Here is a 25,245-nt window from a genome sequence, read left to right as displayed (position 1 = left end):
CAAACACCCCCTGAATATATTTATTTATTTCAATCAACAAGAGCCGCCTTTTATCGTCTGGCGGCCGATTGCATTGCCTTGATCAAATCACGGCGCAGGCCTCAAAACCTTCTCAACGAACCGTTCCGTTTGATAGGGCTGTTTAGTGAACTTATAGCCTGCCTGTTTATTGGGAACATTGAAATCCCGATCAAATGCAGGACACGCGTTGTCAGCAGCAAAAAGCCACGGCGATCGCCCTGCCGAATCAGCGCCTTGAGCAAGATCCACCATATAACCAATGCGTTCTCCCATCAGCTTTCCGCTAGAAAGCTCAATTATTCGAAGCTTACTCCCAGCTATCCAATGGTCGCGATCCTGCCGCGTTGAGATATCTTCAAAGGCAACTCCATATTGAGCAGACGGCGCCGAAATTGGCTTACGATCGATTACCAGCTTCAAATCACCACTGGAGACCCTTTTTTCACTATTCAGCGAATCGACCGCGCGCCTGGTATATCTATACAGCTCCCCATCCTGGGGATCACGCGCTTCAACAAATCTGTAACCAGCATGTAGAGGCCATCCTTCTGGCACGGGCCCTGGCCTATCGACGGCATAGCTGCCTTTTAAAAGCGTCCAAATATAAGCATCGCCTATAAGATCCCGTCCATAGGGGTCATCCAGCCTATACTGATCGCCAAAATTTCTGCTTACTCGAACATTTAATAGATAGATTCCTTCGACTTTATCGGCGACTTCATGAACAAACTCTCCGGACTTCTCACAATGAGTCTTCCAGATCTCCATTGCGCGTTGGCGCTTCGCGCTTGAGGTTTGTTGTTCACTCCCCTTCGACGTCAAGCCCCCGCATCCTGCAAGCAACACTAGGCTGAGCATGGACGTCGCAAGCACTTCCAATCGTTTTAGGCTTGGCCGCCCAGAATTACGGGGGCCGAGGCTTTCAATATTTGTCATTTCCATTCTGCGGCTTTCGAAGAATTTCTTGATCGTCACGTTCACTTCTATCCGTTCGTAGCTTTAAGGACGAGTTCTACAAAATCAAGTGTTTGGCCAGGCTGATTGACGGATGAAGGCCCTTTTTTTGGTTCGCCGTGCAGAAAGTCTGGACAAGCATTATCGGCAGCAAGCAGCCACGGAGACCTCTGACCTACTCGACTTCCTTGCGCCCAATCCACCATATAACCAATCCGCTCGGCCAGCACTTCTTGCGTATCGAGGTCAATAACTTTCAGAGAACTACCTGCAATCCAGTACTGACGCTCCTCTCTCGTAGAAATATCTTCAAACCTTACTCCGTAACGCGCCGTACGCCTCTCAATGGAAGTCTTATTCATTATGAACTGGGTATACCCTTTTCGATAAGATTTATCAAATTGCCATGGCTCTTCAATCTTTCCGGTAAATCGAAACAGCTTCCCATCCTTGGCATCTATTGCCTCGACAAACCGATAACCAATCCGAGATGCGTCCCTGAATGGTGATGGCTTGCCCGCCGGATGGTGATATGCCCCGAACAAGAAATTGAGGATGTAATTATCGCCAAGCGAATCGTGGCCATATGGATCATCCAACGAGAATTGATCCTGCTCCGATTCGCCATAGTTGGTCCTGGTCCGAACGTTCATGAGGTAGATCCCATCGACGTTCTCAACCGTCCTTTTGATGAATACGCCGGATTTCTCGCAGCGCGCTTTCCACATTGCCCTTGCCCGTTGCTGCCGCTCTTGCAGCTCAACGTTGACTTTCTGCTTGGCTGGCGAGCTGCCACATGCGGTCAACAAAGCAAGGGCCAAGATCGAAGCCAAACCAATCAGCCCGCGAAATCCACGCGTCAAACTGGCTTTCAAAGCTACAACTCGCATCAAGCCCTCCACCTCGCTCGCTGCTCTTCGCCGACGCAGAGCGCCTCCACTGCATTGATGCCAGCGGCTGTGTCGAAGCTCGTCGCACGATGCCCTGCCATGCGACTCATACGTTCGCGCCCGTCTGTCTGCATCGTCAGCGCCTCCAGCATTCGCTCCCCCAATTGCGCCCGATCGAACATGCTGACAAGCTTGCCATTCAGGCGATCCTCAATCACCTCCCGCACCGGCGCCGTATCCGACCCAACAACGACGCACCCCGTTGCCATCGCCTCCAACATCGACCAGCTCAGCACAAACGGATAGGTCAGGTACACATGCGCCGCTGACAGCTGCAGCACGCGCTTGTAGTCCGCATAGGGGAGCTTGCCGAGGAAGTGCGTGCGCGCCGGATCGAGCCGATCGCCGACCTCCTCCAGCATCACCTGGCGCCAGGTCTTGCCTGGCGCGGGCGCCCTGCCGTAGCTCACCTCATCACCACCCACGATCACCGTGTGGCAGGTCTTGTGGTCCCGCTGGATGGCCGGCAGCGCCCGCATGAACTGATGGAAACCGCGATACGGCTCCAGGTTGCGCGCGACATACGTGATTACCGGATCACCCGCCTTGAACACCGCGCCGTTGGGCATCGTCATCCGCGCCTCGGGATCGGGCTTCAGCCCGTCGAGATCGATCCCCTCGTGCGCCACTGTGATCTTGTCGAGGTAGGCCTTGGGATGCTGCGCCTTCTGCCAATGCGTCGGGCTGACCGCCGCGTCGCAGTTCTCCAGGTTCAGCAGGTGCAGCGCATTCCACGCGCGGATGCGAGCCCGGTCGTCGAAGCTCGCCGGGAACTCTGGATCGAAGCCGATGTCCGCGCCCTGCCAGTCCGGGTCGAGCCCGTTGCCGCTGGCGGGCGCGTTGTAGAACCACTCGCAGAAATGCACGAGTCGCGCGTCCGGGAACACGTCCTTGGCGTTGAGCGTCTCGCCCCAGCCAGGATGCGCCAGGATCACGTCGGGAACAAGACCCTTGACCTTCAGCTTCAGCAGCACCCGCGCGACCGCCTGGCCGTGCAGCACCGCCTCCTCCATCCGGCGCAGGTAGTGGTGCTGGTCCTTGCCCACGCCGCGATGCGGCTTGTAGCGGATCAGCGTGAGCCGGCCGCTGCGTTCGAGCTCGGGCATGCCGGGCGCCGTGTCCCGGCCGATGCCGACCACCTGCCAGCCCGGCCGCTCCGACCACGCCTTGGCCACATGCCGGAACTGCCCCGGAAAGTTCTGATGAATGATCAACACGCGCATCAACGTTCCTTCAGACTCTCGTCGACGTGCTGCTTGACGGGGTCGAACAGATACCGGATCACGCGCCGCTGCGAAGTCTTGATCTCCGCCGTCACGTTCATCCCCGGCGTCAGCCGCACCGGACGTCCATCGATGTCGATGGCGCCTTTCCCCAGCACCAGCGTCACCGGAAAGATCGCCCCGCGCTTCTCGTCGTTGACGGCATCCGCGCTGACGCTTTTCACCTTCGCCGGCACCGTGCCGTAGCGCGTGAACGGGAAGGTCTCGAGCTTGATCTCCGCCTCCTGGCCGGCGCGCACGAAGCCGATGTCCTTGTTCTCGAGCACGACCTCCGCGGTTACCTCGGCCTCGTCGGGCACCAGCACCAGCAGCACCTGCGCCTCAGTCACGACGCCGCCGGCCGTGTGCACCGCGAGCTGCTGCACCGTGCCGTCGACCGGCGCGGTGAGCTTCGTCAGCTGATTGCGCTTGTTCGCCTTCGCGCCCTCTTCGGCGAGCTGCTTGAGCTTGAGGTCGGCCTGAGCCTCGCGGTCGCGCAACGTCCTCAGCGTCTCCGCCTTGAACGACGCCGTCGATCCGCGCGATTCCGCCAGCGCCGCCTGCGCCTCGCGATGTCGCGCAATCGCCGTGCCGAGATCCTTCTCCTGCTCGATCCGCTCCCGCGTCCGGTCCTGCCCGGCATGGCCCGCGACGAAGCCCTGGTCGCTCAGCGCCTTGTAGTCGCGCTCGCGTTGCTGCGCCATCGGCACCGTGCTCTGCAGCTTCTCGACGACCTGCTTCGCCGTCGCGATCTCGGCATCGCGGCGCTCCAGCTCCGCCTGCAGCTTCGCGAGCTTGGCCGAGATGTCCGCCCACTCGCTCTGCAGCTGGAAGCGCGCGCTGTCCGCGTCCTCGCGCGGCATCGACTTCATCGACGCCTCCGTCAACTGCGGCGCTCCGCCGCCCGTCAACGCCTGCAGCAGCGCGCGCGAGCGCAGCACCTCGGACAACGCCGCCACGCGCTCCTTGTCGACCCGGTGGCTGTCCGCCTCCGTCATCGTCGAGTCCAGCGCGATCAGCAGTTGCCCGGCTTTCACCTTGTCGCCGTCCTTGACGAAGACCTCGCGCACGACGCTGGTCTCCAGCGGCTGGATCGTCTTGCTGCGGTCGCTGACGATGATCCGTCCCTGCGCCACCGCGACGATGTCGATCTGTCCGACGATGGCCCACACCAGCGCGATCACGAACAGCGCGCAGATCGCGATCGCCATGCGGCGCGGCGCAGGATGCGGCGGTGTTTCCTGCAGCTCCAGCGCGGCGGGCATGAATGCGCGCTCGTCGGCCATGCGACGCGGTCCGGCGAGTTCCTCGCGCCGCTCCCAGGCAGCCTTGAAGACAGCAGCGTAGCGGCCCAGCAGCTCGCGCAGCGGGTGGCGCGGCGCCTGCGGCATATCCGCACCTTCGCGTGTCGCCCGCATGTCGGGCGTCCCCGTTCCCTCGATCACTTCGGCGCTCATTCCGAGCCTCCTTCGCCCTGCATGCGCCACAGGTGCGCGTAGAGCCCTTGCGGCTTGGCGATCAGCTCGTCATGGCTGCCCATCTCGGCGATGCGGCCCTTCTCCATCGCGATGATCCGGTGGGCATGACGCACCGCGCTCAGCCGGTGGGCAATGATGAACACCGTCCGCCCCTGGCAGATCGCCCGCATGTTCTTCTGGATGATCGCCTCGCTCTCGTAGTCGAGCGCGCTGGTGGCCTCGTCGAAGATCAGCACCCGAGGCTGCCCGAACAGCGCCCGCGCGATCGCGATGCGCTGCCGCTGTCCGCCCGACAGGCCCGTGCCCTGCTCCCCCACCACGGTGTCGTAGCCCTCGGGCAACTCCGCGATGAAGTCGTGCGCGCCAGCGAGTTTGGCCGCCTGCATCACCGCCTCGATGGGCGCGGCCGGATCGGCGATCGCGATGTTCTCCCGCACCGAGCGGTTGAACAGCATGTTCTCCTGCAACACCACGCCGACCTGGCGGCGCAGCTGCGTCGCATCCGCCATCGCGATGTCCTGGCCGTCGACCAGCACGCGGCCGGACTCCGGCACGTACAGCCGCTGCAGCAGCTTGGTCAGCGTGCTCTTGCCAGAGCCGCTGCGACCGACGATGCCGATGACTTCGCCCGCGGTCACCGACAGGTCCACACCGCGCAGCACCGGCTGCGCGTCGGGCCGGTAGCGGAAGGTGACGTTCTCCAGCGTCACGTCGCCGCGCACGCGCGGCATCGCGCCGGCGCTCTGCGAGCGAAGCTCGGTGCGGGTGTTCAGCACGTCGCCCAGCCGCGCCATCGAGATGCCCGTCTGCTGGAAGTCCGTCCACATCTGCGCGATGCGCATGATCGGCTGCGCGACCCGGCCGGCGAACATGTTGAAGGCGATGAACTGGCCCACGCTCAGGTCGCCTTGCATCACCAGGTGGGCGCCCCACCAGAGCGTGGCAGCGTTCACCAGCTTGCCGATCAGGTTGATGCCCTCGTTGCCGTACTGCGCCAGCGTCTGCGTCCGGAACGAGGCCGACACATACGCGGCCAGCTGCTCGTCCCATTTGCGCGCCATCTGCGGCTCCAGCGCGCTGGCCTTCACCGTCTGGATGCCGGTCACCGTCTCGACCAGCAGGCTCTGGTTCTCCGCGCCGCGCGCGAACTTCTCGTTCAGGCGCCCGCGCAGCACCGGCACGATCGACAGGCTCAGGATCAGGTACAGCGGCAGCGAGATCAGCACGATCAGCGTCAGCGTGGCGCTGTAGCTGAACATCACCGCGATGAAGATCACAGAGAACAGCACGTCCAGCACCAGCGTCAGCGCGTTGCCGGTCAGGAACTGGCGGATGTTCTCGAGCTCGCGCACCCGCGCCACGGAATCCCCGACGCGACGCGCCTGGAAGTAGGCCAGCGGCAGGCTCAGCAGATGCCGGAACAGCCGCGAGCCGAGTTCCACGTCGATGCGGCTGGTCGTGTGGCTGAACACGTAGGCGCGCAGGATGTTCAGCGCGCTCTCGAACACCATGATCACGACCAGTCCGATCACCAGCACGTCCAGCGTGGTGAGGCCGCGGTGCACCAGCACCTTGTCCATCACGACCTGGAAGAACAGCGGGCTGACCAGCGCGAAGAGCTGCAGGAACAGCGAGATCGTCAGCACCTCGCCCAGCAGGCGCCGGTGCTTGACGATGCTCGGGATGAACCAGGAGAAGTCGAACTTGGCGAGATCGCCGGCCAGGCTGGCGCGGCTGGTGACGAGGATCAGCTCGCCGGTCCATTCGGCGGCGAAGGTCTCCACAGGCTCGATCGTGGGTCGCGCCGACGATTCATCGCCAGTCGGATCCATGAACAGCACCCGCTTGCCGTCGCATTGCGCCAGCACCATCGTGCGTCCGTCCCGCAGCGTCGCGAGCGCCGGCAGCGCCGCCAGGCTCAGCCGGTCGATCGTCGTGCTTGAACGCTTGGCCTTGAGTCCCAGCCGCTTGGCGGCCAGGAGAAGGTCCTGGGTCGTCGGCGCATCGCTGGCGCCTAGGCCGAGCCCGTGACGCAGCGACGGCGCGTCGGCCGCCACATGGTGCATCCGCGCCACGATGCACAGCGCGCGCAACGGTCCGTCCCGGTCCGTCGACGACGACGTGCCATCGACACCCTCTCCGGTCGCCAATGCGGCAGCCGAGCCGGACGCGCACCCGAGCGCGTCCGCCATTCCCTGATTTGAGGCCATCCCTGTTGCCGTCTGCGGCGGCTTAATGTCAAAGCAACGGGATGCTAACGGACCCGAGTACCAGGGATACCCCCTCCTCGGAGGGGTGTCAGGGAAACGTCGACCGTCAGCAGCTCCCGCCGCTCTTCAAGCTCTTCAGACACCACCGCTCCGTCCCGCTGGTCGTGTCGTTCCCCCAATAGGTGGGCGTGTAGTTCCAGATCGGACCGCCCCACGGCAAGCTGGGGTTGTAGGTCATGCTGGTCACGTAGACGTAGTTGGCCGTGGTGCCGCGCAGCGCCGCCTGCATCTGCGCCTGCGTCGCGGAGTGGATCAGGAGCCAGGTCTTGACGTTGAGCGAGGTCGCCAGGTTCTGCACGTCGCCGTTGAGCCAGCTCGCGCCGTTGAGGTAGTCGGCATACGCAGCCTCGTACATCACGATGTGCTCGCCGGACTGCGCCGCGCTGACGAAGCAGCCGCTCGCGCCCGGCCAGCCCGCGTTCCAGACCTTGATGCCGCCCGCGCCGGAGCCCGACACCATCGAGCGCACGTTGGCCCACTTGGTCGGCGTGCCGCTGCACTTCTGCGCATCGGTCAGGGACGCGTCGTCGTGCGCGGCCTCGTCGAAGAAGAAGCCGTCCACGCCGCCCAGCGTGTTCTTGTAGGCCGACAGCTCCGTCGGGATCGCGTTGTAGCGGGTCAGCTCGTCGGCGGTGTTGCGGTCGTAGCCGGTCGGCACGTAGCCCAGCACCTTGCCGCCCTGCGCGCGGATGTTGGCGATGACCGCCTTCCAGTTGGTGATCTGGCTCGCGCTCAGGCCCTGCGCGCCGCTGTTGGGATTGATGACGACGTAGCTGCCGGTCGGCACCTGACCGCCATAGGTGCTGGCGGTCTCGCCCCAGTAGGCGATCAGCCCGAAACCGGTCGGCGCCGCCGTGGCCGTGGTCGCGAAACCGGCCGCCGCGCCCGCGAGCGCGACGACGGCGGAAAGTCGGGAGAACGTGCTGAACGAGACGTTCAGACGCGAGGTCGGCCGTGTGGCTTGCTTCATGAGATCCCCTGGTCGTGGTGAATGACCAGCGGAGTCTAGGAAGTCATCGAATTCTTTCGAATATGGTTTACGCCACGTTTTTTTCTTTCCTTACAAGATAAATCGAAAGTTTTATTTTCGATTTATTCGAAAGCGAAAGCTCTGGCTGATCGATCTGGCTCCGGCGCGCCGCATCGTCCGGTCACTGCGTCCAGCGACCGCCGAGCGCTCTCAGCAGCGCTACGCGATTGCTTTGCTCGGTCTGACGAAGCGTCACGAGCGCGCGCTTCGCGGTCGTCAACTGACGCTGCGCATCGAGCAGCTCCAGCTGACTGCTGCCGCCGAGGCGGTAGCTGCGCTCGGCGAGGCGTTGCGACTGCTCGGCCGCATCGACCTGCGCCTGCTGCGCAGCGAGCCGCTCGGCCAGTTGATCGCGCACCGCCAGCGCGTCCGCGACCTCGCGGAACGCCGACTGCAGCGCGGACTCGTAGCCCGCCAACGCTTCCTGCCGGCTGGCCTCGCTGACCTCGACCTGCGCGCGGCGTTGGCCGCCGTCGAAGATCGGCAGGTCGATCTGCGGCACGATGCTCCACACGCCGCTGCCGCTCTTGAACAAGCCGTCCAGGTCCGGACTGCGCGTGCCGGCGCTGGCCGTCAGCGTCAGGCGCGGGAAACGCGCCGCGCGCGCCGCCCCCACGTCGAAGGCCGCCGCGCGCAGGCGCTGCTCGGCCGCTCGCAGATCGGGTCGCTGCAGCAGCACGTCGGCGGGCAATCCGCCCGGCACCGCCGGCAGCACCGTGATGTCGACGCCGCCCGTCGTGGACGACGTGCCTTGCGCGGTCGGCAGCAGCCGATCCGGCACCGGCTGGCCGACGAGCAGCTCCAGCTGCAATCGCGCCTGCGTCACTGCGCCGACGCTTTCCGCCGCGTCGCCGCGCGCGGACTCGAAGGCCGCGCGAGCGCGCGCCCGATCCAGCCCCGACGCTGCGCCGAGCGCGTACTGCCGCTCCGCCAAGTCCAGCGAGCGCTGCTGGCTGTCGCGCAGTTCCTGGTTGAGGGCCAGGCGTTGCTGCGCGGCCGCGAGCGACAGCCAGGCGGTCGCGACTTCCGCGGCCAGGCTCAGTCGCGTGCTGCGCTGCGTCTCCTGCTCGGCCAGGAAACGCGACAGTGCCGCGCCTTCCAGGCTGCCCAGGCGGTTGAACAGATCGATCTCGTAGCTCGCCAAGCCGAGGTTGACGCCGTAGGTCGTCGTCGCGCCTTCGCCGTTGATCGTGCGCTGACGCGTGACGGAGCCACCGACGCCGATCTCGGGCAGTCGCTCGGCGGCGGTCACGCGGTACTGCGCCCGCACGCGTTCGACAGCGGCCGCGCTCACGCGCAGGCTGCGGTTCTGGTCGAGCGCCGTCGCGACGACCTCGTCCAGCCGCGCATCGGCGAAGAAGCCGCGCCACTCGTGCGAGGCCGCAGCCGCAGAAGCCGCCGGCTCGGCGGCCGATGCAGCCTTCGGACGGAAGTCTTCCCGAAGCGGGGGACGCGGTGTGTCGGTGCTCGGAACGAGGCTGCCGCAGCCGCTCAGCGCAAGCACCACCGGCAGCAGCAGGAGGCACCTCGTGAACACGCTCGATGTCGAGTCGGCGCAAGCCGGCCCGGGGGAGACGATTTGCGACAGCGTATGAGGAGCCCCCGGGCCGGCTTGCGCCGACGGGCGAAGTGCCAGAACGCGGCTCATGCCCGCACCTCCGGATCCTTGTGTCCTTCGGACGGCGTGGCCGGGTGTTTCGCCCGGCTGAATCGCTGCTTCACCCAGAGGTAGAACAGCGGCACGAAGAAGATGCCCAGCAGCGTCGCGCTGCCCATGCCGCCGAGCACGCCGACGCCGATGGCGCGCTGCGAGCCGGAGCCCGCGCCGCTGGCGAAGGCCAGCGGCAGCACGCCCATCATGAAGGCCAACGAGGTCATCAGGATCGGCCGCAATCGCTGCCGGCACGCCTTCAAGGTCGCCTCGAGCACGCCCATCCCCTGCCCGCGCAGGGTCTCGGCGAACTCCACGATCAGGATCGCGTTCTTCGCCGACAGGCCCACCGTCGTGAGCAGGCCGACCTGGAAGAACACGTCGTTCTGCTGCCCGCCGAGGTGGCTGGCCGCCAGCGCGCCGATGATGCCCAGCGGCACGACCAGCATCACGCTGAACGGCACGGACCAGCTCTCGTACAGCGCCGCCAGGCACAGGAAGATGAACAGCACCGACACGGCATACAGCATCGGCGCCTGGTCGCCCGAGAGCCGCTCCTGGTAGCTGCGGCCGGCCCACTCGAAGCCGATGCCGGGCGGCATCTCGCGCAGGATCGATTCCATCGCCTTCATCGCCGCGCCGGAACTCACGCCCGGCGGCACGTCGGCCTGGATCTCGTAGGCGGCGCTGCCGTTGTAGCGGACCAACTGACGCGGCCCGTTCTGCCAGGTCGCCGTGGCGAAGGCGTTGAACGACACCATCGCGCCGCTGGCGTTGCGCACGTACCAGTGGCGCAGCGCGTCGGGATCGGCGCGGTAGGCGCCCTCGCCCTGCACCAGCACGCGCTTGACGCGGCCGCGGTCGATGAAGTCGTTGACGTAGCTGCTGCCCAGCGCGATCGACAGCGTGTCGTTGATCGTCGTCGTCGCCACGCCCAGCGTGCCGGCCTTCTGGTCGTCGATGTTGATCTGCAGTTGCGGCGTCTCGGTCAGGCTGTTGATGCGGGCGCGCGCCAGCTCGGGATGCTTGTTGGCCTCGTCGATCAGGCGCTCGCGCGCCTCGGCCAGCGCCTCGGTGCCGACGCCGCCCAGGTCCTGCAGGAAGAGCTGGATGCCCGCGCTGCCGCCCAGCCCCCGCACCGTCGGCGGCTGCACGATGAAGATGTTGGCGTCGCGCACCTTCTTGCCGAGTTCGCGGCTGAAGCGCTCGGCCAGCGCCGCGGCGCCCTGCTGCTTCTCGGGGCGCTCCTTCCAGTCGGTCAGCCGGATGAAGCCCTGCCCCGAGCCCTGGTCGCCGTTGGCGCCGCGCACGAGGTTGTAGAACTGCACTTCCTTCTGCTCGGCGAGGTAGGCCTCCATCGCCTGCGCGACCGCTTCCATGCGCTCGGCCGTGGCGCCCGGCGCCATGCGGACCTGCATCTGCAGGCTGCCCTGGTCCTCGTCCGGCAGGAAGGAGGTCGGCAGCGACCTGTAGAGCAGCGCCATGCCGCCGATCAGCAGCAGGTAGACGAGGAAGCTGCGCACCCCGCGCGCCGTCAGCCAGCGCACGCGCACGACGTAGCGGTCGCTGAACTTGTCGAACTGGCGGTTGAAGCCGCCGAAGAACCAGTCCAGCTGCTTGCCGAACGGACCGCCGTGGGCCGCGTGCTCGCCCTGGTGCACGGGCTTGAGCAGCGTCGCGCACAGCGCCGGCGACAGGCTCATCGCCACCAGCACCGACAGGATCATCGCGCTCACGACCGTGATCGAGAACTGGCGGTAGATGATGCCGGTCGAGCCGCCGAAGAAGGCCATCGGGATGAACACCGCCGACAGCACGACCGCGATGCCGACCAGCGCGCCGCTGATCTCCTTCATGCTCTCGCGGGTCGCGTCGCGCGGGCTCAGGCCTTCCTCGCGCATCAGGCGCTCGACGTTCTCGACGACCACGATCGCGTCGTCCACCAGCAGGCCGATGGCCAGCACCAGCCCGAACATCGTCAGCGAGTTGATCGAGTACCCCGCCACCGCCAGCACCCCGAACGTCCCCAGAAGCACCACCGGCACGGCGATCGCGGGGATCAGCGTCGCACGCAGGTTCTGCATGAACAGGTACATGATCGCCACGACCAGCACCATGGCCTCGATCAGCGTGTGCACCACGCCCTCGATGGACACGCTGATGAAGGGCGTCGTGTCGTAGGTGATGGTCGACTTCATCCCGTGCGGGAAGAAGGGCTCGAGCTCGGCCAGCTTGGCCTTCACCAGCTCCGCGGTCTTGAGCGCGTTGGCGCCGCTGGCCGGCAGGATGGCCATGCCCGCCGCGGTCTGGCCGGTGCTCTTGACGTTGGTGGTGTAGCTGTCGCGGCCCAGCTCGACGCGGGCGACGTCGCCCAGCTTCAGCGCGGAGCCGTCCGGCTGCACGCGCAGCACGATGTTGCGGAACTGCTCGGCCGTCGTCAGCTTGGCGCGCGCGGTGATGATGGCCGTCAGGCGCTGGCCTTCCGGTGCCGGCTGGGCGCCGAGCTGGCCGGCCGAGACCTCGGTGTTCTGCGCCAGCAGCGCGTTGCGGATGTCGCCCGGCACCAGCGCGTAACGCTGCAGCTGCGCGGGATCCAGCCAGATGCGCATCGCGTAGCCGGAGCCGAAGACGTTGATGTCGCCCACGCCCTCGATGCGGCTGACGATGTCGAGCAGCGTGCTGGACAGGTAGTCGCCCAGGTCGGCCGAGGTCACGGCCGGGTTGTCGCTGGTCAGCATGATGACCATCAGGTTCTCGGTGCCGGCCTTGGTCACGCGCACGCCCTGCGCCTGCACCGCCTGCGGCAGCCGCGACAGCGACTGCGAGACCTTGTTCTGGACCTGCATCTGCGCCAGGTCCGGATCCGTGCCGGCGACGAAGCTCAGCACGGTGCTGGCGCCGCCGGAGGCGTTGCTGTTGGACTCGATCGAGAACAGGCCGTCGATGCCCTTGAGGTTCTGCTCGATGACCTGCGTCACCGAGTCCTCGATCGCCTTGGCGGCCGCGCCCGGGTAGCTGGTGTTGATGGAGATGCGGGTGGGCGCGATGTCGGGATAGCGCTCCAGCGGCAGGATGCGCACCGCGGCGGCGCCCGCCAGCATGATCACGATCGCGATGACCCACGCGAAGATGGGCCGGTCGATGAAGAACGAAGCCATGGTGTCAGCGTCCCGCGCCGGAGGCCGAGACGGAGCTCGACCCAGGCATCGGACCGGACGTCGCCGCCCCAGGCGCCCCAGGCGATCCAGGCGATCCAGGCGATCCAGGTTGCGTGGCGGCCGAAGCAGCCGGCCCGCCGGTTTCCGCCGCGACGGCGGCCGCCGCGGAGGCCGCGGCCGGCTTGCCGCCGGAGCCCGCCGAACCGGCCGCCCCGCCCTTCTTCATGCCTGCCGGCACCGGCGTCACCGGCTGGCCGGCGCGCACGCGCTGCAGGCCTTCGATGGCGAGCTTGTCGCCGGCCTTGAGGCCGCTGGCGACCAGCCACTGGTTGCCGACCGCGCGGGTCAGCACCAGCTGGCGCAGTTGCAGCTTGTTCTCCGGCCCGACGACCAGCGCGGTCGCCTCGCCGGTGGGCGAGCGCGTCACGCCCTGCTGCGGCACCAGGATCACGCCGCTGTCGACGCCGGCCAGCAGCTTCGCGCGGACCACCATGCCGGGCAGCAGCGCGCCGTCCGGATTGGGCACGATCGCGCGCAGCGTGACCGCGCCGGTGCCGCGGTCCACCGTCACGCCGCTGAACTGCAGCGTGCCGGGACGGGCGTATTCGGTGCCGTCCTCCAGCACCAGCTTGATCCTGCTGCTGCCGCTGCGGGCATCGAGCTGGCGGCGCAGCTGCAGGATCTCGGCGCTGCTCTGGACGATGTCCACATGCATCGGGTCGAGCTGCTGCACCGTCGTCAGCGCCTGCGTCTGGGCGGCGGTGACCAGCGCGCCGGCGGTCACCGCGGACACCTCGATGCGGCCGGCGATCGGCGCGGTGATGCGGGTGCGGTCCAGCTGCACGCGCGCGGCGTCGAGCGCGGCGCGGGCGACGGCCACGTCGGCCTGCGCCTGGCGCAGCGCGCTGGCGCTGTCGTCGGCGCTCTGGCGGCTGAGGGCGTCGGCCTTCAGCAGCTCCGCGTCGCGCTCGGCGCGGCTGCGGGCGACGGCCACCTGGGCCTCGGCCTTCTGCAGCGCGGCGGCGGTGCGGGCGCGTTCGGCCTCGTAGGTGGCGGCGTCGAGCTGGTACAGCGGCTGGCCGGCACGGACCAGCTTGCCTTCCTCGAAGAGCCGCTTCTGCACGATGCCGGTCACCTGCGGGCGGATCTCGGCCACCTGGCTGGCGGACAGGCGGCCCGGCAGCTCCAGCGCCAAGGGCGCGTCCTGCGTCGTGACCACGACCACGCCGACTTCCGGCGGGGCGCGCTTGGCGGTCTCCTCCTTCTTCTCGCCGCAGCCGGCGAGCACCAGCACGGCCAGGGCGGCCAGCGCCGCGGCGACCGGTCCGAGGGTCGGGGCGCGCGGCGCGTGGGACGGCTTCAACGCGTCCATCGACAGCGAGGACGTGGATGTCAGAATCTTCTTCGGCATGGCGGCGGATGCTCGGCCATGAATGTGGAGAGACCTTGAAGATCGCGTCAGGCGCGCGGCCTCCGCCCGGATGGCTTGCCCGTCGCACGCCGACGCCCTCATCATCCCGTCCGTCGACGGTGGTCCCATCACTTTCGGCACACTGCCACCCGTGTCGACCCCTCCCGCGCCAACGCGATTGGCGCCGCTCGTTCCGCGGTCCGTGCCGCGTTCTCGCCCCTCTTCCGGATGAAGCTCTCGTTCACCCTCACCGCCCGGCTCTTCGCCGCCGTCTTCAGCACCGCCATGGCGGTGGCGCTGGCGATGGGCGTGTTCTCGCACATCAACCTGAACCGGGACTTCATCGGCTACCTCAACGAGCAGGGCGTGAACCGGCTCGAACTGGCCCGCACCAGCGTCACCGCCGGCTACCGCGAGCACGGGAAGAGCTGGGATTTCCTGCGCGAGAAACCGGAGCTCTGGGGCCGCCTGCTGCGCCCGCTGGTGCCGGAGGCGGAGATGCCGGCGGTCAAGCATGGGCCCGCCGAGCTGACGGGCGCGACGCGGCGCTTCACGCTCTTCGACGAGAACCGCGAACGCGTCGCCGGCTACGCCGGCCCGGTGGAGCCGACCGTGGAGCGGCCCATCATCGTCGACGGCCTGACCGTGGGCTGGCTGACGCTGACCCCGATCGAATCGGTGAGCCCGGGCGCCGAAAAGCATTTCTACGACGCGCAGCTGCGCTCGGCGTGGGTGGTCGGCGGCGCGGCGGTGCTGCTCGCCGGCGCGGTCGCGTACTGGATCTCGCGCCGGCTGCTGAGCCCCGTGCGGCGCGTCGCCGTCGCCACGCACCGGCTGGCGGCGGGCGACTTCGAGGTCCGCGTGCCCGAGACGCGCCGCAACGACGACATCGCCGGCCTGGGCCGCGACTTCAATCAGCTCGCGCTGACCCTGCAGCGCAACGAGGCGATGCGGCGCGAGTTCCTCGCCGACGTCTCGCACGAGCTGCGCACGCCGCTGGGCGTGCTGCACGGCGAGCTGGAGGCCCTGGAGGACGGCGTGCGCAAGCTCGACGCGCAGGCGCTGCGCTCGCTGCAGGGCGAGGTCGCGATCCTGCACAAGCTGGTCGACGATCTTCATGAACTCTCGATGGCGGACGTCGGCGCCCTCGCCTACCGCAAGTCGGAGGTCGACCTGCGCGAGCTGATCGACGTGACGGCCGGCGCCTTCGGCGAGCGGTTGCACGGCAGCGGGCTGAAGCTGCAGCTGGACCTGCCGGAGCAACCGCTGCGCGTCTTCGGCGACGAGCGCCGCCTGCGGCAGCTGCTGGGCAACCTCGTCGAGAACAGCTGCCGCTACACCGACGCGGGCGGCGCGCTGAGCATCAGCGCGCGGCGCAGCGGCGAACACGCGGTGATCGACGTGCAGGACACCTCGCCCGGCGTCGGGCCGGAGCACCTGCCGCGCCTGTTCGAGCGCTTCTTCCGCGTCGACGCCTCGCGCAGCCGGCGCGGCGGCGGATCGGGGCTGGGGCTGTCGATCTGCCAGCGCATCGCGGAGGCGCACGAGGGCCGCATCGAGGCGCGCCCCTCGCCGCTGGGCGGCCTGTGGATGCGCGTGGAGCTGCCGGTCCATGGCTGAGAACGCTGTCGAATCGGGGACCGGATCGAGTTCTGGGTCGAGCTCCGGATCGGGATCGGGATCCGGATCGGGCCTGGCGCCGATGCCGATGGAGCCGGGCCCGTCGCGGGTGCTGGTGGTCGAGGACGAACCCAAGCTCGCGGCGCTGCTGGCGGACTACCTGCGCGCGGCCGGGCACGAGGCCGAGTGCGTGGCCGACGGCCGCGAGGTGATCCCGGCGTGGACGGCGCGGCGGCACGACCTGATCCTGCTCGACCTGATGCTGCCGGGCATCGACGGGCTGACGTTGTGCCGCACGCTGCGCGGGATGAGCAGCGTGCCGATCCTGATGCTGACGGCGCGGGCGGACGAGTCGGACCGGCTCGCCGGCCTGGAGACCGGGGCGGACGACTACATCGCGAAGAACCCGTTCAGCCCGCGCGAGGTGATGGCGCGGGTGAAGGCGGCGCTGCGCCGCGGTCGCGCGCACGAGATGGCGACGGCCGCCGCCGTGGCCGCCTTCGCGGCCGGCAGCGAGGCGCTGCTCATCGACGAGGCCGGCTGGACCGCCAGCTGGCGCGGCGAGCCGCTGGACCTGACGCCGATCGAGTTCCGCCTGCTCCACATCCTGGCGGCCCAGCCGGGGCGCGTGTACGCGCGCACGCAGCTGCTGGACCTGCTGCACGTCGACGGCCGCGAGGTCACCGAGCGCGCCGTCGACAGCCACATCAAGAACCTGCGGCGCAAGCTGGAGCGCGCGGGCGCCGGCACCGACCGGATCCGGTCGATCTACGGCGTGGGCTACCGCTTCGAGCGGTGACAGGTCTTGCCGTATGACTCCCTCTCCCGCTTGCGGGAGAGGGCGGGGGTGAGGGCCAGCGCCCTGGGCAGTCCACCGGTCAGACGGAGGCGGCCGCCGACAAGCGTGCGGCGACAGCCGGCAGCCCGGCCGCCGCGGTCGTCTGCCACCGGTGGCTGAGCTTCGCGGCCACTTCCCCCGGCTGCGGATTGATCTCGACGATCACCGCGTCCTTCGGCGCCAACCGCACCATGCCCGCGGCCGGCTGAACGACGCCGGACGTGCCGACGATCAGCAGCAGGTCGCAGTCGGCGATGCGCTGCGCCGCCGCGTTCACGACCTCGTCGTCGAGTTGCTCACCGAACCACACGACGCCTGGCCGGATCGATCCGTGACCGCACGCCGCGCAGGTCGGCGGCGCCAGCCGTCGCTGTGCCTTCGGCGGCGGGTCCTTCAAGCTCGCGCGCGCGCCGCACCGGTCGCACCGGGCGGCGAAGAGGCTGCCATGCAAATGCAACGCGCCTTCAACGCCCGCTCGCTCGTGCAGGTTGTCGACGTTCTGCGTCACCACCTGCGCGCCGAATTCGCGCTGCAGGCGCGCCACCGCGACATGGCCAGGATTGGGCGTTGCGGCCATCACCTGGCCGCGGCGCCATTCGTACCAGCCCCACACGGTCTCCTTGTCGCGTTGCCAGGCGTCGGGTGTTGCCAGCTGCTGCGGATCGAACTCCCCCCACAGCCCGTTGCTGCCTGAACGGAAGGTGGGGATGCCGCTGTCGGCCGACATGCCGGCGCCGCTGAACACGACGATGTGCTCGAAGCGGCGATTCAGCAGTTGACTCAATGTTGCGGGCAGGTCAGCCCATTCGTTCTTGCCATTCATTTTCGGAAGTCAGTCCATTTGCACGGCGTGCTTTCCGCGCGAAACGGCCCGAGGACGGCGGCCTCCTCGGCCCGGCAGCCAGGACCCAGGAGCCAGGAGGCAGCAGCCAGCAGCCCGTCAGCCCTTCAACGCCCCCTCGATCTTCGCGACGTCGATCTTGCGCATCTCCATCATCGCGCTGAAGGCACGCTTGGCCGCTGAACGGTCCGTATTGTTCAGCGCCTCGGACAGCACGCGCGGCGTGATCTGCCACGAGATGCCCCACTTGTCCTTGCACCAGCCGCAAGCGCTCTCCTGACCGCCGTTGCCGACGATCGCGTTCCAGAGGCGGTCCGTCTCGGCCTGGTCGTCCGTCGCGACCTGGAACGAGAACGCCTCGCTGTGCTTCATGGCCGGGCCACCGTTGAGGCCGATGCAGGGAATGCCCATCACCGTGAATTCGACAACCAGCACGTCGCCCTCCACGCCCGAGGGATAGTCGCCCGGCGCCCGCGCGATGCGGCCCACCTGGCTGTCCGGGAAGGTCTTTTCGTAGAAGCGCGCGGCCTCCTCGGCGTCCTTGTCGTACCAGACGCAGATCGTGTTCTTCGCTTGCATGGGGTCTCCTTGGGGTTGGGGGGTCATCGTAGACACGACGAGCGGCCACGGGCGATTTCGACAGTCCCGCACATCAGCGCGACATCAGCGCGACAACAGCGCAACAACACCTCGACACGTCGCCCGTACGCCGTCAATGAGATAACTTCTCATTTGCGAATTACTATCAACAACTTCGCACTTTCCGAACACCGTCCGGCAACCGTTCCGGACGCGTGCCCTCGCCATGAGACATCGCCTCGCTTCCCGGACCGCCGCCGCCGCCGCGGCATCGCTGCTCGCCGCCACGGTCGCGGCACAAACCGCGCCTGCCTCGTCGGCCTCGTCGGCCTCGTCGGCAGCCACCCAGGACGACCCACCCATCTCCGCCGACAAGCCCGTCGTCATCGCCCCCGTGACCGTCAGCGGCCAGCGCGGCGCGGGCTACACGACCGCCGAGACGGCGTCGGCGACCAAGCTCACGCTGACGCCGCGCGAGACGCCGCAGTCGCTGACGGTGATCACCCGCCAGCGGCTGGACGACCAGAACCTGACTTCCCTGCGCCAGGTGCTGGACATCACTCCCGGCGTCTACTCGAACGCCTACGACTCCGAGCGCGTGCTGTTCTACGCGCGCGGCTTCCTCATCGACACGCTGATGTACGACGGCGTGCCGGCGACGAGCAACTTCAATACCGGCTCCATCGACGAGACGCTGGACACCGCGCTCTACGACCGCATCGAGGTCGTGCGAGGCGCCACCGGGCTGATGACCGGCGCCGGCAATCCCGCAGCGTCGATCAACTTGGTGCGCAAGCACGCGGACAGCCGCACGGCAACCGCGTCGCTGGACCTGTCGCTGGGCTCGTGGCGCAACCGCCGCGCCGAACTCGACGCGACCGTGCCACTGAGCGCCGACGGCCGCATCCGCGCACGCGGCGTGGCCGTGGTCGAGGACACTGAGTCCTACCAGTCGATCTATCACAAGCGCCGCAACATCCTCTACGGCATCGTCGACGCGGACCTGACCCCGGCCACGCGCGTATCGCTGGGCTTCGACTACCAGCAGAACAAGCCGCGCGGCGTCACCTGGGGCTCGTTCCCGCTGTTCCTGGGCGACGGAACGCCCGCGAACTGGTCGAGGTCGGTGACCACCGCGCCGGACTGGTCCTACTGGGACCGCAGCACGCAGACCGTCTTCGGCGAGCTGCAGCACAAGTTCGACAACGGCTGGGCGCTGCGCTCGACGCTGAGCCGGCGCACCTACAAGGAAGACGCCAAGCTCTTCTACGTCTTCGGCTTCCCCGACCCGGTCACCGGCGAAGGCCTGGAGCCCTCGGCCTACGGCAGCAAGAGCAGGATCACCGAGACCTCGCTCGACCTGCACGCCGCCGGCCCCTTCGAGCTGATGGGACGCCGGCACGAGCTGGTCGTCGGCTACAACGGCTCGCGCATGAAGAACGTCGGCACCGAGCAGTCGCCCGACGGCGAGCTCGCGCCCGTCGGCAACTTCTTCCAATGGAACGGCAGCTACCCCGAACCCGTCTGGGGCGAGCCCACGACGGCCGCGCACATCAAGATCAACCAGGACGCCGTCTACGCGGCGGCGCGGCTGTCGCTGACTGACTCGCTGAAGCTGATCGGCGGCTCGCGCTACGGGCGCTGGAAGATCGACTCCTTCTACGTCTACGACTCGCCGGAGGATTCGCGCTACGACTACGCGAAGGCGATCCCGTATGCGGGGCTGGTGTGGGACGTGCTGCCCGACTACTCGGTCTTCACCAGCTATACCGGCATCTTCAAGCCGCAGAACAGCCGCGACATCAACGGCCATTACCTCGATCCGATCGACGGCACCTCGATGGAGGTCGGCATCAAGGGCGAGCATTTCAACAAGCGCCTGAACACCGCGCTGACCTTCTTCAAGACGAAGCAGAACAACATCGCCGCGCCGGTGTTCGATCCGGAGACCGGCGAGCCGCTGCTGCTGCCCGACGGGTCGTCGGTGACGCAGGGCGTCGACGGCACGCGCACGCGCGGCTTCGAGGTCGAGGTGGCCGGCCGCCTGACCGACGGCGTGCAGGCCTCGCTGGGTTGGACGCGCCATCTGACGAAGGACGCCGACGGGCAGACCATCCGCACCTTCATCCCCAACACGCAGGTGCGCCTGTTCGCGACCTGGGAGGCCTACCGATGGGTGTCCGGCCTGACGCTGGGCGGCGGCGTGAACTGGCAGTCGGCGAGCTCGACCGCGGTCGGCTCGCCCGGCGGCGGGACGACGCTGCGTCAAGGCAGCGTCACCAACCTGTCGCTGATGGCGCGGTACCAGGTCTCGCCCAAGGTGTCCGTCCAGGTCAACGGCGAGAACCTGCTGGACCGCAAGTACTTCGTCCTCGACCAGTTCGACAACACCTACTACGGCGCGCCGGCGAACTACTCGGTGTCGCTGCGGGTGGCGTACTGAGCCGGACGCTCAGATCCCGCCCGCCGACACGATCGGCCCCGTCGGCTTGCCGGTGCGCGAGCCGCCGCTCGGCTCCAGGCTGACCGCGAAGGCCTGGGTGTCGTCGAGCAGGTTGGCGCGCGTCACCGTGGTCGAGACATCGCCGGACGCGATCAGGCCCAGCGAGCGCGGCGCGCCCGCCTTCGGCACGGCCCAGAGCTCCAGCGCGTGGGCTGCGTCGATGACCACCGGCGCCAGGGGCTTCAGCACCAGTGCGCGTCCGTCGGCGGACACGCTGGCGACGAAGCCGGTCTTGACGAGCTCGACGCCCTCCGGCGTGCTGCGCAGCACCACCACGACGGGCGCCGCTTCGGGCACGGGCCGGGCGACCATCACCGCCAGCACGACCGAAGCCGCAAGGGCAACCGCGCTGAGGCCACGCCAGAAACGCAGCGGTCCCGGACGCCCCGGCGCGATCGAGCGCGCCTCGGCGTCCGCAGCGCCGAAGAGGCGGGTCTGGATCGCCGTCCACACGTGCGGCGGCGGCTCGACCGGCGCCACCTGCCCCGCCAGCAGCTGCAGGCGCGCCGACCAGGCCGCCGTCGCCGCGGCGAGCGCGGGATGTGCCGGCAGCAGGCGCTCGAAGCGACGGCGCGCGCCGCCGCGGAGTGTGCCCACCGCATAGTCCGCGGCCAGCCGCTCCGCGCGTTCGGGATGTGCGTAGTCCATCAGAGCACCCTGCCCATCGCGCCCAGCCGCCCGGTCGCCCGGTCCAGGCAGCCGCGCAAGCTCAGCAAGCCGCGCCGCACCCAGCTCTTCACCGTGCCCAGCGGCTGGCTCAGGTGCTCGGCCACCTCGGAATGCGACAAGCCCTGGTAGTAGGTCAGCGCCAGGCTGCTGCGCTGCTCGCCGCTGAGCTGCGACATGCAGCGCTCCAGCGCGTGGGCGCGGTTCGCGTCGTCCAGCAGGTCCAGCGGGCTCGGCAGCTCGCTGGGCAGGTGGTCGAGCAGGTCGCCCTCGCCGCCATCGGTGCCTCCGTCGATCCCGCCGAAACGGCTGATGGTCGCCGGTTGCGCGGCCCGGCGCCGCAGGCTGTCGATCGCCCGGTGCCGCGCGATCGTGGTGAGCCAGGTCAGCACCTTGCCATGCGCCGCATCGAAGCTCGGCGCCTGCCGCCAGACGGTGATGTAGATCTCCTGCAGGACCTCCTCCGCATGCCCGCGGTCGCGATTGATCCGCAGCACCATGCCGAACAGCGTCGCGCTGGTGGCCCGGTAGAGCTCGTCGAACGCGCCGCGGTCGGACGACACCACGCGCGCCATCAGCGCCGCGAGCCGCTCATCGCGCTCGGACTGGGCCGATGGCGTCGCCTGGGCCCGCGGATCGGGACCGGAATCGTCGGAAGGGGTCGTCATGGGCCCTTCTACGCACGCCACGCGAATCTGGATCAAGAAAAAGATCAGGCGTGGTTGGCACGGCATCAGAAGCTGCGGCGCCAGGTCACGCGCAGCGTGCGCGGCTCGGCGGGATGCACGTGGCGGTCGGCCACCGCGACCGCCTCGCCGGGCAGCCGGGACTCGTAGAAGTACTCGATGTCGTTGACCCGGCGATCCATCAGGTTGAAGACATCCAGCGTCAGCTCCGTCTTCGCGCCGAGGCGGCGGCTCACGCGCAGGTTGGTCGTCAGCGAGGAGCGGGACCGCACGCTGTCGTCCTCGATCAGCGGGGCGCTGCCGAGGTAGCGCCATTGCAGGCTGGCGGACCAGGGTCCCAGCTCGCGCACCGTCACGCCGAACGAGGCCACCTTGTCCACCGCATTCGGGATTCGCGCGCCGGCGGGATCGGCATCGGAGAAGCGCGCCCGCGTCCACGCCAGGTCGGCGTCGATCAGCAGCCACGGCACCGGCACGTAGCGGTTGTTCCATTCGACGCCGTGCCGCCGGCTCGGCCGGTTGGCCTCGGTGGCGCCGGCGTCGCCGACGTAGACCAGCTCGGAATCGAAGTCCAGCTTCCACAGCGCCAGCGAGCTCTGCAGGCCCGGCACGATCTCGCTGCGCACGCCCAGCTCGTAGCCCTTCGCCTTCACCAGCCCCGGCACCGGGTCCACCGGATCGCCGGTGCGCGGATCGACGCGCGCCGTGACGCCGCGCGCGTCGTTGCTGTGGAAACCGCGGCCGGCGTTGAGGAAGAACTCGGTGCGCGACCAGGGTCCCAGGATCAGCGAGAACTTCGGCGACGCCAGGGTCTGCCGTGCGGAGCCCGAGTTCGTCGCATCGCTGAGGCTGTCGACGCGGAACCGCGCCTGGTCCGCGCGCACGCCGACGACGGTGCGCGCCCAGGGCGTGAGCGCCACGCCGAGGTCGCCGTAGACGCTCGCGAGCGTTTCCCGCACGCGGTCGTCGCGCGTGGTGCCTATCGTCGCGCGCGCCTGGGTGTCGAAGAGCCCCACCCGCGCGCGGTCTTGGCGCAGTTGCACGCCGACCTCGCCGCGGGCCGGCAGCCCGGCCAGCGTCGTCTCCACCGCGTGGCTCGCGCTGAAGCCGTAGACCTTGCGGTCGTCCTTCTGCGCGAACTGGTCGCCGGTGTCGGGGCGTTCCATCGCGTAGGTGAAGTTCGAGTAGAGCGAGAGCCGGTACGCCATCGCGTACGCGGCCACGCGGGTGCTGCGATCGCCGTCGTCGCGGGACCATTCGCCGGAGAGGCTGCTGCGGCGCGTGCTGCCGCCGTCGCTCGGGTCGATGGCATCGAAGCGCCCGAACGGCCGGCCGTTGAAGCTGCCGGCATCGATGAGACGCTGCGGCACCTGGTCGGTCGACGTCCAGTCGGCGCGATAGTCCATCAGGCCGACGCGCCAGCGATCGGTGCCGGAGGCGCCCGACAGGCTCAGCACGAGGTTGCGGCGGTTCAGGTCTTCCGGCAACCGCCATGGGCCGTCGTTGCCCATCGCCTCCACGGCGCCCAGCAGTTGCACGCCCTCCGCGACGCGCGTGGACCCGGCCGCCAGCGCGCGCCGGTAGCGCCCCTCGCCCAGCGTCAGGCTGACGAAGGGGGCGCCGAGCTCACGCAGGTAGTCGATGTCCGCCGAGCCCGCCGCGGCGAAGTCGCCGTTGCGGGCGAAGTACGGTCCCTTGCGGTAGTCGATGCGATCGACCAGTTCCGGGATGAGGAAGTTGAGATCGGCGTAGCCCTGCCCGTGCGCGTGGCTGGGCATGTTGACCGGCAGGCCCATCACGGTGGTGGCGAAGTCGGTGCCGTGGTCGAGGTTGAAGCCGCGCAGGAAGTACTGGTTCGCCTTGCCGTCGCCGCTGTGCTGCGTGACGATCAGGCCGGGCACGAACTCCAGCACCTCGCCGGGGCGAAGCACGGGACGGCTCTTGAGGAGCCCCGCCCGGATCGTGCCCTGCGACGCCGCATCGCTGCTGCCGATGCCGTTGTCGTAGTGGCGGCCTTCGACCTCGACCCGCTCCAGCGCGAGGGTCTGAGCCGTCGACGTCATTGCCATGGCTGCCATCGCCACGCCGCTCATCACACGATTGGCCTTCATGCCCCGACTCCCAGGATCTGCACATCGAAGAGCCGTTCGACCAGCCAGACGATCGCGATCACCGCGACGATCGCGGATCCCGCGCCCAGCACCCATCGCGGATAACCGCGCCAGCGCCGCAACGCCCAAGCGATCGGCACCAGCACGGCCACGATCGCCAGCTGCCCCGCTTCCACGCCGAGGTTGAACAGCACCAGCGGCGCCGCCAGTTCGGACCGCGCGAGGCCGAGGTCCTTCAGCGCGCTCGCGAAACCGAAGCCGTGCACCAGTCCGAAGAGGAAGGTCAGCCGCCAGCGCGTCTCGACCAGCACCGGCCGCAGGTTGTTCAGCGCGGCGAGCAGCACGCTCAGCGCGATCAGGCTTTCGACCCAGCGGGACGGCGGGTTGACGAGGTCGAAGACCGCCAGCGCCAGGGTGATCGAATGCGCCACGGTGAAGGCCGTGACGACGCCGAACACGCTCCACAGCGCCGGGCGCCACGCCTCGGCGGACCGCCACTGTCCGGCCTCGCGGCGCAGCACCGCCGGCAGCAGCAGGACAACGAGAAACAGCACGTGGTCGATGCCGATCCAGATGTGATGCACGCCGTCGCGGAAGATGCCGGCCAGGCTGTGCGTCCGGGCAGGCGCGGATCCCGTTTCCGATCCCAGTGCCACGGTCATGCCCGCCGTTCCCGGCGCGACGACGGCGGTCTTCGCCGCGCCGCCCTGCCGCCAGACCAGCACGCCGCGATGCGTCGGATCGGTCGTCGCGAACAGGCCATACGACAGCGCGCCACTTGCCGGCGCCTGGGTGCAGGTCCACGTCCGCACGAGCACCGCATACCGGCCGTCGCTGTGCTGCTCCAGCTGCAACGGCGCATAGGCGCCGGGTCGGCAGGCACCGCCTTGCGCGTCGCGGATCTCCATCCGCACGCCGCGGTCGGCGAGCGACTCGATGTCCGCCGCGCGCGATCGCACCTCGCCCCAGCGCAGCAGTCCGTCGTCGTCGGCGTCGAGGACCAGATCGCGGTCCAGGTCGCGCAGGGCGATGTCGATGCGCAGCGTCGCGGCAATGCCGTCCGTTCGCAGCTGCAGGTAGGCGTCGCTGGCCTTGTGGGCCTCGGCGATCGACGAAGCAAGGACGCCGGCGAGCACCAGGATCGCGGCGATCCACCACCGGATCGACGTCGTCCAGCGACTGCCCTTGCGCTGGGACTTGCTCATCGACGCCTCGT

Annotated in this window: 18 protein-coding genes; 3 read left to right on the top strand and 15 right to left on the bottom strand. The window is 68.2% G+C overall.

The genetic code is table 11. From position 1 onward, the window contains the following. Positions 1-87: 87 nt before the first annotated feature. The 9 genes from AC07O8_RS22975 to AC07O8_RS22935 all read right to left on the bottom strand — a co-directional run bounded on the left by AC07O8_RS22975 (position 88) and on the right by AC07O8_RS22935 (position 14,185). A complete protein-coding gene (locus AC07O8_RS22975) occupies positions 88-996 on the bottom strand; it encodes a hypothetical protein (RefSeq protein ID WP_495050254.1) in 909 nt (302 codons plus the stop codon). 8 nt (positions 997-1,004) lie between these two features. Continuing rightward, complete coding sequence (locus tag AC07O8_RS22970) at positions 1,005-1,865, bottom strand: hypothetical protein (RefSeq protein ID WP_495050253.1); 861 nt, start codon at positions 1,863-1,865, stop codon at positions 1,005-1,007. Then, positions 1,865-3,148: a glycosyltransferase family 4 protein gene (locus AC07O8_RS22965; RefSeq protein WP_495050252.1), complete on the bottom strand. Its 1,284-nt coding sequence runs from the start codon at positions 3,146-3,148 to the stop codon at positions 1,865-1,867. Before AC07O8_RS22965 ends, AC07O8_RS22970 begins: the two co-directional genes overlap by 1 nt. Continuing rightward, positions 3,148-4,644 carry an HlyD family type I secretion periplasmic adaptor subunit gene (locus AC07O8_RS22960; RefSeq protein WP_495050251.1) on the bottom strand — a complete coding sequence of 499 codons (1,497 nt, stop codon included), beginning with the start codon at positions 4,642-4,644 and terminating at the stop codon, positions 3,148-3,150. Before AC07O8_RS22960 ends, AC07O8_RS22965 begins: the two co-directional genes overlap by 1 nt. Beyond that, complete coding sequence (locus tag AC07O8_RS22955) at positions 4,641-6,857, bottom strand: type I secretion system permease/ATPase (RefSeq protein WP_495050250.1); 2,217 nt, start codon at positions 6,855-6,857, stop codon at positions 4,641-4,643. The genes AC07O8_RS22960 and AC07O8_RS22955 overlap by 4 nt, the downstream gene beginning before the upstream one ends. A 124-nt stretch (positions 6,858-6,981) precedes the next feature. Then, a complete protein-coding gene (locus AC07O8_RS22950; RefSeq protein WP_495050249.1) occupies positions 6,982-7,905 on the bottom strand; it encodes a spherulation-specific family 4 protein in 924 nt (307 codons plus the stop codon). 181 nt (positions 7,906-8,086) lie between these two features. Then, the gene (locus AC07O8_RS22945) at positions 8,087-9,502 is read right to left on the bottom strand and encodes an efflux transporter outer membrane subunit (RefSeq protein ID WP_495050248.1); all 1,416 of its coding nucleotides are present in this window, start codon (positions 9,500-9,502) and stop codon (positions 8,087-8,089) included. Positions 9,503-9,609: 107 nt separating this feature from the next. Continuing rightward, positions 9,610-12,774, bottom strand: a complete 3,165-nt coding sequence (locus AC07O8_RS22940; RefSeq protein ID WP_495050247.1) for an efflux RND transporter permease subunit — start codon at positions 12,772-12,774, stop codon at positions 9,610-9,612. 4 nt (positions 12,775-12,778) lie between these two features. After that, on the bottom strand, positions 12,779-14,185 hold the full coding sequence (locus AC07O8_RS22935) for an efflux RND transporter periplasmic adaptor subunit (protein WP_495050246.1): 1,407 nt from the start codon (positions 14,183-14,185) through the stop codon (positions 12,779-12,781). 228 nt (positions 14,186-14,413) lie between these two features. Here AC07O8_RS22935 and AC07O8_RS22930 point away from each other — a divergent pair, with 228 nt between their 5' ends. Then, the gene (locus AC07O8_RS22930; protein ID WP_495050245.1) at positions 14,414-15,805 is read left to right on the top strand and encodes an ATP-binding protein; all 1,392 of its coding nucleotides are present in this window, start codon (positions 14,414-14,416) and stop codon (positions 15,803-15,805) included. Continuing rightward, complete coding sequence (locus AC07O8_RS22925; RefSeq protein ID WP_495050244.1) at positions 15,798-16,604, top strand: response regulator; 807 nt, start codon at positions 15,798-15,800, stop codon at positions 16,602-16,604. The genes AC07O8_RS22930 and AC07O8_RS22925 overlap by 8 nt, the downstream gene beginning before the upstream one ends. Before the next feature lie 79 nt (positions 16,605-16,683). Here the strand turns inward: AC07O8_RS22925 and AC07O8_RS22920 are convergent, their stop codons facing one another. Then, a complete protein-coding gene (locus AC07O8_RS22920; RefSeq protein WP_495050243.1) occupies positions 16,684-17,466 on the bottom strand; it encodes an SIR2 family NAD-dependent protein deacylase in 783 nt (260 codons plus the stop codon). Between the two features lie 117 nt (positions 17,467-17,583). After that, positions 17,584-18,063 (bottom strand): VOC family protein, encoded by a 480-nt coding sequence (locus AC07O8_RS22915; protein ID WP_495050242.1) that lies wholly within the window; start codon positions 18,061-18,063, stop codon positions 17,584-17,586. 226 nt (positions 18,064-18,289) lie between these two features. Between AC07O8_RS22915 and AC07O8_RS22910 the strand changes: the two genes are divergently transcribed. After that, positions 18,290-20,506, top strand: coding sequence for a TonB-dependent siderophore receptor (locus AC07O8_RS22910; RefSeq protein ID WP_495050241.1), 2,217 nt, complete (start codon positions 18,290-18,292; stop codon positions 20,504-20,506). A 9-nt stretch (positions 20,507-20,515) separates the two neighbouring features. Here AC07O8_RS22910 and AC07O8_RS22905 read toward each other — a convergent pair whose 3' ends face one another. The 4 genes from AC07O8_RS22905 to AC07O8_RS22890 all read right to left on the bottom strand — a co-directional run bounded on the left by AC07O8_RS22905 (position 20,516) and on the right by AC07O8_RS22890 (position 25,234). Beyond that, positions 20,516-21,214, bottom strand: coding sequence for an anti-sigma factor (locus tag AC07O8_RS22905; protein ID WP_495050240.1), 699 nt, complete (start codon positions 21,212-21,214; stop codon positions 20,516-20,518). Continuing rightward, positions 21,214-21,900, bottom strand: a complete 687-nt coding sequence (locus AC07O8_RS22900) for a sigma-70 family RNA polymerase sigma factor (protein ID WP_495050239.1) — start codon at positions 21,898-21,900, stop codon at positions 21,214-21,216. Before AC07O8_RS22900 ends, AC07O8_RS22905 begins: the two co-directional genes overlap by 1 nt. A 65-nt stretch (positions 21,901-21,965) precedes the next feature. After that, on the bottom strand, positions 21,966-24,029 hold the full coding sequence (locus AC07O8_RS22895) for a TonB-dependent receptor (RefSeq protein WP_495050238.1): 2,064 nt from the start codon (positions 24,027-24,029) through the stop codon (positions 21,966-21,968). Then, positions 24,026-25,234, bottom strand: a complete 1,209-nt coding sequence (locus AC07O8_RS22890) for a HupE/UreJ family protein (RefSeq protein WP_495050237.1) — start codon at positions 25,232-25,234, stop codon at positions 24,026-24,028. The genes AC07O8_RS22895 and AC07O8_RS22890 overlap by 4 nt, the downstream gene beginning before the upstream one ends. Positions 25,235-25,245 lie beyond the last annotated feature (11 nt).

The sequence above is a fragment of the Roseateles sp. GW821-FHT09G09 genome (genome assembly GCF_059415965.1).
The sequence above is the reverse complement of the archived record's forward strand: the minus strand, read 5'-3'. Positions and strand labels throughout refer to the sequence as shown.

What these genes read in the sequence shown, in the direction of transcription:
- AC07O8_RS22910 (WP_495050241.1), top strand. Translation starts at nt 18,290, where the DNA reads ATGAGACATCGCCTCGCTTCCCGGACCGCCGCCGCCGCCGCGGCATCG.
- AC07O8_RS22940 (WP_495050247.1), bottom strand. Translation starts at nt 12,774, where the DNA reads ATGGCTTCGTTCTTCATCGACCGGCCCATCTTCGCGTGGGTCATCGCG.
- AC07O8_RS22890 (WP_495050237.1), bottom strand. Translation starts at nt 25,234, where the DNA reads ATGAGCAAGTCCCAGCGCAAGGGCAGTCGCTGGACGACGTCGATCCGG.
- AC07O8_RS22925 (WP_495050244.1), top strand. Translation starts at nt 15,798, where the DNA reads ATGGCTGAGAACGCTGTCGAATCGGGGACCGGATCGAGTTCTGGGTCG.
- AC07O8_RS22920 (WP_495050243.1), bottom strand. Translation starts at nt 17,466, where the DNA reads ATGAATGGCAAGAACGAATGGGCTGACCTGCCCGCAACATTGAGTCAA.
- AC07O8_RS22950 (WP_495050249.1), bottom strand. Translation starts at nt 7,905, where the DNA reads ATGAAGCAAGCCACACGGCCGACCTCGCGTCTGAACGTCTCGTTCAGC.
- AC07O8_RS22955 (WP_495050250.1), bottom strand. Translation starts at nt 6,857, where the DNA reads ATGGCGGACGCGCTCGGGTGCGCGTCCGGCTCGGCTGCCGCATTGGCG.
- AC07O8_RS22970 (WP_495050253.1), bottom strand. Translation starts at nt 1,865, where the DNA reads ATGCGAGTTGTAGCTTTGAAAGCCAGTTTGACGCGTGGATTTCGCGGG.
- AC07O8_RS22935 (WP_495050246.1), bottom strand. Translation starts at nt 14,185, where the DNA reads ATGCCGAAGAAGATTCTGACATCCACGTCCTCGCTGTCGATGGACGCG.
- AC07O8_RS22965 (WP_495050252.1), bottom strand. Translation starts at nt 3,148, where the DNA reads ATGCGCGTGTTGATCATTCATCAGAACTTTCCGGGGCAGTTCCGGCAT.
- AC07O8_RS22905 (WP_495050240.1), bottom strand. Translation starts at nt 21,214, where the DNA reads ATGGACTACGCACATCCCGAACGCGCGGAGCGGCTGGCCGCGGACTAT.
- AC07O8_RS22930 (WP_495050245.1), top strand. Translation starts at nt 14,414, where the DNA reads ATGAAGCTCTCGTTCACCCTCACCGCCCGGCTCTTCGCCGCCGTCTTC.
- AC07O8_RS22915 (WP_495050242.1), bottom strand. Translation starts at nt 18,063, where the DNA reads ATGCAAGCGAAGAACACGATCTGCGTCTGGTACGACAAGGACGCCGAG.
- AC07O8_RS22900 (WP_495050239.1), bottom strand. Translation starts at nt 21,900, where the DNA reads ATGACGACCCCTTCCGACGATTCCGGTCCCGATCCGCGGGCCCAGGCG.
- AC07O8_RS22960 (WP_495050251.1), bottom strand. Translation starts at nt 4,644, where the DNA reads ATGAGCGCCGAAGTGATCGAGGGAACGGGGACGCCCGACATGCGGGCG.
- AC07O8_RS22895 (WP_495050238.1), bottom strand. Translation starts at nt 24,029, where the DNA reads ATGAAGGCCAATCGTGTGATGAGCGGCGTGGCGATGGCAGCCATGGCA.